6 protein-coding genes and 1 pseudogene are annotated in these 10,361 nt (G+C 69.0%); 4 read left to right on the top strand and 3 right to left on the bottom strand.

Annotated features, from left to right (window positions below):
• A pseudogene (locus AC3IFE_RS24645) lies at positions 1-182 on the bottom strand (alkaline phosphatase family protein); the annotation flags it as partial.
• 251 nt (positions 183-433) lie between these two features.
• Here AC3IFE_RS24645 and AC3IFE_RS24640 point away from each other — a divergent pair.
• Complete coding sequence (locus AC3IFE_RS24640) at positions 434-655, top strand: hypothetical protein (RefSeq protein WP_089470787.1); 222 nt, start codon at positions 434-436, stop codon at positions 653-655.
• 60 nt (positions 656-715) lie between these two features.
• On the opposite strand, the gene AC3IFE_RS24635 is transcribed toward AC3IFE_RS24640, so the two are convergent.
• A complete protein-coding gene (locus AC3IFE_RS24635) occupies positions 716-4,549 on the bottom strand; it encodes a DUF748 domain-containing protein (protein WP_489192587.1) in 3,834 nt (1,277 codons plus the stop codon).
• Positions 4,550-4,703: 154 nt separating this feature from the next.
• Positions 4,704-6,140 carry a DUF1254 domain-containing protein gene (locus AC3IFE_RS24630; RefSeq protein ID WP_489192585.1) on the bottom strand — a complete coding sequence of 479 codons (1,437 nt, stop codon included), beginning with the start codon at positions 6,138-6,140 and terminating at the stop codon, positions 4,704-4,706.
• Positions 6,141-6,465: 325 nt separating this feature from the next.
• Here AC3IFE_RS24630 and AC3IFE_RS24625 point away from each other — a divergent pair, with 325 nt between their 5' ends.
• The 3 genes from AC3IFE_RS24625 (at position 6,466) to AC3IFE_RS24615 (ending at position 10,333) form a co-directional block, all read left to right on the top strand.
• Positions 6,466-6,717 (top strand): toxin HicA, encoded by a 252-nt coding sequence (locus AC3IFE_RS24625; RefSeq protein ID WP_144030171.1) that lies wholly within the window; start codon positions 6,466-6,468, stop codon positions 6,715-6,717.
• Positions 6,714-7,037 carry a type II toxin-antitoxin system HicB family antitoxin gene (locus AC3IFE_RS24620; protein WP_489192583.1) on the top strand — a complete coding sequence of 108 codons (324 nt, stop codon included), beginning with the start codon at positions 6,714-6,716 and terminating at the stop codon, positions 7,035-7,037. The genes AC3IFE_RS24625 and AC3IFE_RS24620 overlap by 4 nt, the downstream gene beginning before the upstream one ends.
• A gap of 191 nt (positions 7,038-7,228) precedes the next feature.
• Positions 7,229-10,333: a heavy metal translocating P-type ATPase gene (locus AC3IFE_RS24615; protein WP_489192581.1), complete on the top strand. Its 3,105-nt coding sequence runs from the start codon at positions 7,229-7,231 to the stop codon at positions 10,331-10,333.
• Positions 10,334-10,361 lie beyond the last annotated feature (28 nt).

The following is a 10,361-nucleotide window of genomic DNA, read 5'->3' as shown; positions in this document are numbered from 1 at the left end:
ATACAGCGGGCGAGATCCTGTTCGTGCAGGCCGTCGATGCTGAGCAGCAGCACGTGCTTCACGACCCGGCTCGCGCGGCCGCTGTCGTCCGGTTGCGCCGCATGCGCGCTCGCGCCGGCGAGCGCCAGCGCAGCCGCGACCATCGCCGCCATTTTCCGTTGCTTGATGAACCTGGAAATCATCACCCCACCTCACCGATTGATGTTGAACTTCGTGACTTGCCGTCAGGCGCGCAAAATATCGCCGGGTCGTGCGGCGGCCGGATGAAGCGGGGCTTTCTGTTCTCTGTCAAACGTAACCAATCGCAAATGACGCGAAGCGGTCGCGATGCGCGGCCGTCGCGTGCGCCAGCCCGTGCGGCGGGATTTTTTTTCGGGTTGGCCCGCGACTATTGGCGTGGCATAAAGGGTTTTCCCTGACCCGGAGCACGAGTATGTCGACCCTGGAAGCCCTCCGGTTCGTGCTGGACGATGCACGTACCCCCGAAATCATTCGCCATCACGTCGTCGACGCGCTGCAGTACGCGTTGCGCAACCACGGACCGGTGTTCACCACGAAGGAAGTCGAATGGCTGGCGCAGTGGGACGACGCGCGTCTGCCGCTGGCCGCGAGGAAGGAGCTGGACAAGCGCGAACCGGCGATCGCCGGCCGCTGAAAAAAGCCGCCGCGCCCGGCGGGTGCGGGCGCGGCGGCGAATGACGGATAGCGGTAACGCTTACTGCAGCCCGAAGTCGACGCGGGTCGTCGCGCCCTTGTCCGAGATGCCCTTCGCGTCGAGCTTCGGCGCGACGACGAACATGCGGCTCGAGTCGATCTTGCCGTCGAGATACTGGCGCACCGCCTGCGCGCGCTGCTGCGCGAGCGCCCGCAGCGCGTTGTCGTCGGCCGGTGCGTGATCGGCGAGCGCCTGCTTCATGTCCGCATCGGGCAGCGTCTTCTGCAGGCCGACCAGGTTGCGCGGCTTCTTGAAATCGGCGGCCTTGTACGCACGCGTCAGGTATTTCGAGTATTCGGCCTTGTCGACCTTCACCGACATCGGATCGACGCTCTCGCCCTGGCCGATCACGTCCTTCAGCTTCTGCTGGCGCACCAGCCGCTCGACGTACGCGTCGCGCAGCCCCGGCGTGTCCTGCGCCGGATCGACGCGGCCGATCAGGTCGAGGCGGATCGACGGCTTCTCGGTCAGCATCTTCACGACGGTATCGAGCTTCTTCTGCTGCGCGTCGGTCAACTGGTACGAGCCCGGCGCGAACTCGACGTAGCCGAGATCCTCGCCGCCGCTGCCGCCGAACGCATTCGCGAGCAGCGTGAACGGCGACGTGACGGCCTTCGCGATCAGGTTCAGCACCGCGTGCCAGATCAGCCCGCCGATGCTGAATTCCGGATTCGACAGCGACCCCGACACCGGCAGGTTCACGTCGATCTGGCCGCGCGTGTTCTTCAGCAGCGAGATCGCGAGCTTCACCGGCAGCTTCGTCGCCGTGTCGTTCTCGACGTGATCGCCGAACGTCAACTGGTCGATGAAGATGTGGTTGTTCGCCGAAAGCTGGTCGTTCGCGAGCTGGTAGTGCAGGTCGACGTTGAGCTTGCCCTTCGTGATCGGATAGCCCGCGTACTTCGCGGAATACGGCGTCAGGTTGGTCAGCTCGATGTCGTGCGCGGTGGCCGTCAGGTCGAGCGCCGGCTTCTCGATCAGCGGGTTCACCGAGCCCTTGATCGTGATCGGCCCGTTGCCCGCGAGGTTCGCGGCGACGTCGACCGGCGCGGACGTCGTCGAATCCGTGCCGAACGCACCGACCGTGCCCTTGATCGCGACGAGGTTCGCCGTGTAGTTCGGCTTGATGAAGTTGTCCGTGTACGTGACGCGGCCGTTCTGCAGCAGCAGTTCGCCGAAATGCATCCGCACCGGGTTCTGCGGCTGCGGCGCGGCCTTCACGACCACCGTCGCCGACGCGGCGGCCGGCACGGACGCCAGCTGCGCGGCCGCGGCCGATGCGGCCTGCGCGGCGGCCGGCGGCGTCACGCCCGGCGACAGCGGCACCGGCTCGCCCTTGCTCGCGTCGCGGGTGAGCGACTGCGCGGGGCCGGTCTCCTTCGCGACCACGTCCTTCAGGTTCAGCCTACCCTGCGCGTCGAGCAGCACGCGACCGTAGAAGTTCGAGAACGTCACGCGCGCGGCGTCGACGTCGGTGCCCTTCTCGTCGTAGTTCGCCTTCAGGTTCGACAGCGCGAGCGAGCGCCAGCCGGCGAACGGGTCGGACGTCGCCTTGTCGAGCATCCGCACGTCGACCAGCGCGACGTCGCCGCGATAGGTCGCGCGCGGCTTGTCCTTCACTTGCGCGAACGTCAGGTTGCCCTGCGCGTTGAGCAGCGCGCTCGCGATCGTCGCGTTCAGCGCGCTGCCGAAATACGGTTCGAACGCGGCCGCGTCGAGGCGGTTGCCGTTGATCTTCAGGCCGAGCTTCAGCGGCTGCGCGGTCACGTCGCCCGTCACGTTCAGCGAACCCTTGCGATTCAGCGTCGCCTTCAGTTGCACGGGCAGCGGCTTCGTCAGGTCGTCGCTCACCTTCTGCACCGACAACTCCAGCGGCTTGATCGCCAGCTTCACCGGGCGCGGCGTCGACAGGTCGGTGAAGTTCGCGGACGCATCCTTCACGTTCAGCGCGTCGATCCAGTAGTGCCACGACGGCGCGGCGGCCTGCGCCTTGCGCGCGACCGTGCGCGGCGGCACCGCCGCCTGCGCGGGTTCGGCCAGCGCCGCGAGGTCGATCTTGCCGTCCTTCAGGCGCTTCACGTCGAGCGCAAGGCCGCTCGCGTCGACGCTCGAGATTTCCGCCGTGCGCGCGGCGACGTCGACCTTCGCGATCTTCGCGTTCGCGTCGGGCAGCACGATCGCCGGCGCCTTGTTGTCCGGCGCGGCGATCTTCAGCGATTTCAGGCTGACCGTGCTGTCCGCGACTTCCGCGGCGAGCGGCGTCTTGCCCCAGTCGGTCTTCGCGTTGACGGTCGCGCCGAGCGTGCCGTCGAGCACGCGCGCACGCGTCGCCTCGCCGAGGTACGGCTGCAGCGCCGGCAGCGCGAGCGCGGCGACCGTCAGCTTCGTGTCGGCCTGCTTCGCGGCGAGATTGAATGCGCCTTCGGCCTTCAAGTCGCCGCCGCGCGACAGCGACGTCGACAGCGTGTATTTCGCCGGCGTCTTGCCCTGCAGCGTGAAGCCGTCGAGCGTCGCGGCGAGCTTCGTCAGCGACAGTGCGGTCGGCGTCGCCGGCACGCGGTCGTCGACGTTGATCGTGCCGCCGTCGATCGCGACGTGACGGATCGTCAGATCGAGCGGCGGCGTTTCCTTCGAGGCGGCGCCTTCGGCCTTCGCGCCGCTGGCGCCGCTGGCCGCGGCGACGGTCGCGCCGGAAGCCGCGGACGCACCGGAAACGGCGACGGCCGGCGCGGCCGTCTTGCCGGCTTCGGCCTTCGGTGCGGCGGCCGGTTGCGCGACGAGCTTCTCGACGTTCAGCACGCCCTGCTTGTCGCGCGACAGGTCGACCACCGGCTGGTCGAGCCGGATCTCGTCGAAGTGCATCGCATTGCGCAGCGGTTCCAGCCCGGCCGCCGCGACGTGCACGCCGCGCGCGGCGAACAGCGGCGCCGACGCGCGGTCGGTCACCTTCGCGTCGTTCAGGTCGACGGTGCCCGACACGCGCAGCGCGGGCGTCTCGCCGCTCATCACGAAATTGACCGTGAGGTTGCTGCTGAGCAAGCCGCTCGTCACGGCCACCGGCAGCTTCGCCGGCACGTACGAGATCAGCTTCGGCACGTCGAGGCGGTCGAACTTCAGCGCGATCTCCGATTCGCGCGACTGCGCGAACGGCTTGGTCTTGCCGTCGATCGAGATCGGGCTGCCGTCGAAGCGCGCGCGCAGCTTCGGTTCGACGAAGATGTCGGTTTTCGAGGCCAGCGTCGCGATGTACGGAATGCCGAGCGTCCAGTTGTCGACCACGTGCTTTTCGTTCAGCAGGCGATCGTCGAAATCGATCCGGCCGTCGTTGACCTGGATGTTCGACACCGAGAACTGCGTCGGCTTGCTGTCGGGTGTCGGCGACGGCGACGAGAACTTCTCGATCAGGTCGGTGAAGTTGAAGCGCTGCGCGTCGTAGCGGACGACGTGAAAACGCGGCGAATCGAGCCGGATTTCGTTGACGATCGGCGCGCCGCGAAACAGCGACGACCACGACGGCCGCACGACGAGCTTGCCGATGTCGATGAAGTCGCCCTGGCCGCCGCGCTCGCCGAGGTGGATGCCGTCGGCTTCGAGGTTCAGCGTGTACGGGTTCAGTGCGATGCGCCGGATCGTGGCCGGCCGGTCGAGCTGCTTGCTCAACTGCTGTTCGGCGACATGGCGGATCAGCGGCGGCGCCGCGAAGAAGCCGAGCAGTCCGAACAAAACGACGAGGATCAACAGGCCGATGCCGATACGCCGGGTCCGGCGCGAGCGTGCAACGCCACCGAGGGCATGGAGGGTCGAGGGTAGGGTTTCTTTGTCTGCGCTTGCCATGCTTGAATGTCTCGGGAATGGATGCCGGGCCGCACCGCACAAACCGGGCGGCCGCGCACGCTATCCCGAAAGTATAGGCTCAGGAGGGGACGGTACGGCGGGCGGGCGCCGCCGCCGCCGCGCCCGCCGTCGGACAACGGCGGCGATCAACCGTTCATTTCCGGACGACGACGGGCGGCATCCATGCCCCGTCGCTCGCCTGCGGCTTCGGTGCGTACAGCCGTAACGCGAGCGCGAAATCGGTACGCGGCGCGGGCAGCCAGTTGGCCGCATGCGTGCCGCCCGGCGACGCCGATACGACGATGTCGATCGAGCCGTCGCGGTTGCGGCGCAGCCGGTCGCGATCGCCGAGCGAGCGCCGCGCCGACCCGACGTCGGGCAGCGCGCCGTTGGTCGTGTATGGGGTGAGCGTCCAGAATGCGCGCACCGGCGGCAGCGCGCCCGGCGCGAAATGCAGCACGTAGCGGTTCGCGCCGTTCAGTGCGTGACCGTCGCTGTCGACGCGGGTGACCGCGAGCGTCTCGTCGTCGCGCGTCGCGGTGCCGAACTGCGTGTAGGCCGCGTACGCGCGGAGCGCGTAGTCCTGGCCGTACTTGCCGGCCGTATCGCCGATCCACGTCCAGCCGTTCGCGTTCAGCAGGTTCGACGGCGGTGTCGCGAGCCGCGCGCGCGCCTCGGCCACGCCGGCCGTCGCGGCCGTGAGACGGTCGCCCGTCCACAGCACCGGATAGCCGGCCGTCACGCCGATGTCGCCGAGCGATTCCTGTGCGTGCGCGTCGTCGCCCGGCGGCGGATTGTCCTGCAGCGCCCGCGCGAAGCGCGTGAAGAACGCCTTCGGGTCGAGCGCGGCGACCTGCTCGGCCGGCGTGCCGCCGCCCACCGCTTCGGACGGCGCGCTGCCCGCGTGGACCGCGACCGACGCGCCGCGCTCGGCGCCCGTGTAGACCGACAGCGGCACCACGCGGATCGCGCGCTGCAGTTTCTTCACGTTTGTCAGGTCGCGGCCGCCGCTCGTCTGCAGCCGCACGTCGAGCCACGCATTGGCGGACGGCACGTCGACGCGCACCACGCCCTTCGGCAGCGTGCCCTGCCATGCCTTCGCGGCGAAGGCAATCGTTTGCGATCGCCCGGCGCCATGCGCACCGCGGGCGGCGACGCTCGACGACGACCACAACACGTTCGTCCACATGTCGAGTGCGCGCGCGTCCCAATAGCGGCCGCGCGTGTCGGGCAGCGTGACGATCACGGGTTCGGCGGCGACGTCGAGCCAGCCGCTCGAGTCGAGCGTGTCGACGCCCGGCAGCGGCGGATTGACCGCGCCGACGGGCGGCAGCGCCTGCGCGTGGCGCAGCGTGTTGAGCGGCGCCTGCCCCGGTTGCGCGCCGTCGCCGCCCGTCGCCGCTTCCTTCGCGACGTCCATCAGCACGAGCGGATACGCATAGATATAGGAGTCGGCGACTTCCGCGCGCATCCAGCCGGTCTTCCGCTGGATCGCGTCCGGTTGCGACGCGCATCCCGCAAGCAACGCCGCAATGGCCAGCGACGCGCACGCGCGTCGCAGAGAAACTGATTCTCGCTGGTTTTCAATCATGGATTACTGGCCGAATATCGTTCTTTTCAGTCAACGCCTTGTTCGTCTCGCGAACGGCGAAGCAAGGCACCCCAGCGTGCCCGGACGACCGTTCATGACGTTTCGTAACGGTGGGCGCTGATGTCAGGCCGGTATCATAGCGCCTAAGGGCATCCCCCAATATGCCGAATAACGGGTAAAACGCTAGCCGGATCGTCAAAAAATCTGAAATAGTTCACGGGATTCCGCAAAAATCTGGAACGGTTCGGTCGCGCTGGAACGATGGTCGGGTGAGAACCGTCGACGCGGATTGAAAAATGGTGCCACTATTGACACCATTATTGCTATGGCAAGCGAATGGAAGATCCTCGACCCAATGAGGCGCGAGCCCGCGAATGTGCGCTTCAACGATCTGTTCGAGATCTGCGAAGCCCCCCTTCGGAGCGGCCCGCCAATCCGGTTCCAGCCATGCTATTTCAAGACACCGTGGCAAGGCGATCCTCGAGTGAATATCCAGAATGATCGCGGGAAAGCCAAGGCTTATCAGGTGCGGCAGGTTCTCGACGCGATCGATCGACTGAAGGAACAGAAATCATGACCCAAGACCACTTTACGTACCGCGTAACGTGGTCCCCGGAGGACGGGGAGCACGTCGGCCTCTGCGCGGAATTCCCCTCTCTTTCGTGGCTCGATGCAACCCCGGAAGGCGCACTGGTCGGCATTCGCCGGCTCGTTGCCGACGTCGTGAGCGACCTGACCGTGAACGGCGAAATGGTGCCCGAACCGATCGCCGACCGAACCTACAGCGGCGAGTTCAAGGTCCGTATCCCGCCACAGGCGCACCGCGCGCTGGTCATCCAGGCCGCCGAACAGGGCGTCAGCCTCAATCGCCTGGCGAGCGCCAAGCTCTGCGCCTGAGCGCGTACGCGCACACCACGACACGATCGCCCGGCGCGTCCGTACGGAAGCCGGGCGATCGCTTTTTCCGCGTTGTGCCACCCTGTGCGCATAACCTGCGTCGCATCGTCGCCGACGCTTGACCTTACCATCATGGGAATGTTGATACTGGAACCATTCGCGGCACGAACCGCGCTTTTGGGGAATCCGACATGACTGAACCACTCGCCTCCGCGGCGCTGCAAACGATCGAACTGAGCGTCGACGGCATGCATTGCGGCGGCTGCACGGGCCGCGTGCAGCGCGCGCTGGCCACCGTGCCGGGCGTCGTCGATGCGGCGGTCGATCTCGATGCGCATGCGGCGACGGTCACGGCGCAGGAAATCGTCGAGCCGGGCCGGCTCGTCGACGCCGTCCGGGAGGCTGGCTATCGCGCAGCGGTGCGCGAGGCGCCGGGCAAAGCCGGCGCGGCCACGCCTTCGGCGCACGCGTTGCGCGGCGAAACGCCGTCCGCGGCCTCCGCGCCTCCTCCCGCCCCCGCGACGATCGAACTCGATATCGACGGGATGACTTGCGCGTCATGCGTGTCACGCGTCGAAAAGGCGCTCGCGAAGGTGCCGGGCGTCACGCGCGCATCGGTCAACCTCGCGACGGAGCGCGCGACGATCGACGCGTCGGCTGGCGTTTCGGCCACGCAGTTGGCGGACGCCGTGAAGCAGGCCGGCTATGGTGCGACGCCGACTGCGTCGGACACCGTCGTCCCGGCCGCCGCCACTGCATTGCCCACCGCGCCTGCGCCCGCGCCCGCGCCCGCGCCCGCGCCCGCAAGCATCGAACTCGACATCGACGGGATGACCTGCGCGTCCTGCGTGTCGCGCGTCGAAAAGGCGCTCGCGAAGGTGCCGGGCGTCACGCGGGCGTCGGTCAACCTCGCGACCGAACGCGCGACGGTCGATGCGTCGAACGACGTATCCGCCGCACAGCTTGTCGAAGCGGTGAAACAGGCCGGCTACGGCGCGACTTCGGCCGCCTCCGCCGTCGTCGCCGCGCCGCCCGCTACCGCCGCTGCCACCGACGTCGAACTCGACATCGGCGGCATGACCTGCGCGTCCTGCGCCGGGCGCGTCGAGAAAGCGCTGGCCGCCGTGCCGGGCGTCGCACGCGCGACGGTCAACCTCGCGACCGAGCGCGCATCGGTGCACGGCGCCGGCGCACTCGACGCCGCCACGCTGATCGCGGCGGTCACCACAGCCGGCTACCATGCGTCGCTTCCGGCCGCGTCACCCGCCGGCGCAACGGCCGGCGCCGACTTGCAGCCGGCCGGCCCCGCGCAGGACCCCGATGCCCGCAAGCGCCGCGACGCGATCCGCGAACGCAACCTCGTGATCGGGGCCGCCGTGCTGAGCGCGCCGCTCGTCGCGCCGATGCTCGCCGCCCCGTTCGGCATCGACCTGATGCTGCCCGGCTGGCTCCAGCTCGTGCTCGCGTCGATCGTGCAGTTCGGCTTCGGCGCGCGCTTCTACCGCGCGGCCTGGCATGCGGTGAAGGCGCGCACCGGCAACATGGACCTGCTCGTCGCGCTCGGCACGTCGGCCGCGTACGGGCTGAGCCTGTGGATGCTGCTGCGCGATCCCGCGCATCCCGGCCATCTGTATTTCGAGGCGTCGGCCGTGATCGTCACGCTCGTGCGCTTCGGCAAGTGGCTCGAATCGCGCGCGAAGCGCCAGACCACCGAGGCGATCCGCGCGCTGAACGCGCTGCGTCCCGACCGCGCGCGCGTCGTCGAGCACGGCGTCGAACGCGACGTGCCGCTGTCGCAGGTGCGCGTCGGCACGCACGTCGGCATCCGGCCCGGCGAGCGCGTGCCCGTCGACGGACGGATCGTGTCGGGCCGCTCGCACATCGACGAATCGCTGATCACCGGCGAAAGCCTGCCCGTGCCGAAGGACGACGGCGACACCGTCACGGCCGGCTCGATCAACGGCGAAGGCGCGCTCGTCGTCGAAACCACCGCGATCGGCGCGGAAACGACGCTCGCGCGCATCATCCGCCTCGTCGAATCCGCACAGGCCGAGAAGGCGCCGATCCAGCGGCTCGTCGATCGCGTCAGCGAGGTATTCGTGCCGGCGATCCTCGGCATCGCCGTGCTGACGCTGGTCGGCTGGCTGATTGCCGGCGCCGGGATGGAGACCGCGATCCTCAACGCGGTCGCGGTGCTCGTGATCGCGTGCCCGTGCGCGCTCGGTCTCGCGACGCCCGCCGCGATCATGGCCGGCACGGGCGTCGCGGCCCGGCACGGCGTGCTGATCAAGGACGCGCAGGCGCTCGAACTCGCGCAGCGCACGACCGTGATCGCATTCGACAAGACGGGCACGCTGACCGAAGGCAAACCGTCCGTGACGGCGTTCGACGCCGTCGGCGTGCCGCGTGCCGAAGCGCTCGCGCTCGCGGCGGCCGTGCAGCGGCAGAGCGACCATCCGCTCGCGCGTGCGGTGGTCGCCGCGCATGACGCGGACGTGGCCGCGCAGGGCGGCGCGGCGGAGCCGGTCGTCGCGACCGATGCGCGCGCGGTGGCCGGGCGCGGCGTCGAAGCGCACGTCGGCGCGCAACGGCTCGCGCTCGGCAGCACGCGTTGGCGCGACGAACTCGGCATCGCGGTGCCACCAGCGCTCGACGCCCGCGCGGCGGAGCTCGAGCACGCCGGCAACACGATCTCGTGGCTGATGCGTGCCGATGCGCCGCGCGCGGTGCTCGCGCTGATCGCATTCGGCGATACCGTGAAGCCGGGCGCCCGCGACGCGATCGCGGCGCTGTCGGCGCGCGGCGTCGCGAGCGCACTCGTGACGGGCGACAACCGCGGCAGCGCGGCGGCCGTCGCGGCGGCGCTCGGCATCGGCGAAGTGCACGCGCAGGTGCTGCCCGACGACAAGGCACGCGTCGTCGCCGAACTGAAGCGCACGCACGGCGGGATCGTCGCGATGGTCGGCGACGGGATCAACGATGCGCCCGCGCTCGCCGCCGCTGACGTCGGCATCGCGATGGCGACCGGCACCGACGTCGCGATGCACACGGCCGGCATCACGCTGATGCGCGGCGACCCGGCGCTCGTCGCCGACGCGATCGACATCTCCAAACGTACGTACCGCAAGATCCAGCAGAACCTGTTCTGGGCGTTCGTCTACAACCTGGTCGGCGTGCCGCTCGCAGCGCTCGGCTTGCTGAACCCGGTGATCGCGGGCGCGGCGATGGCGTTTTCCAGCGTCAGCGTCGTGACCAACGCATTGCTGCTGCGGAGATGGAAAGGCCACGCGCGTTGACGAGGCGGGCGGTGAATGCGGGGGCCGG

It is taken from the genome of Burkholderia sp. APQ4-4ca (assembly GCF_057837105.1).
The sequence above is the reverse complement of the archived record's forward strand: the minus strand, read 5'-3'. Positions and strand labels throughout refer to the sequence as shown.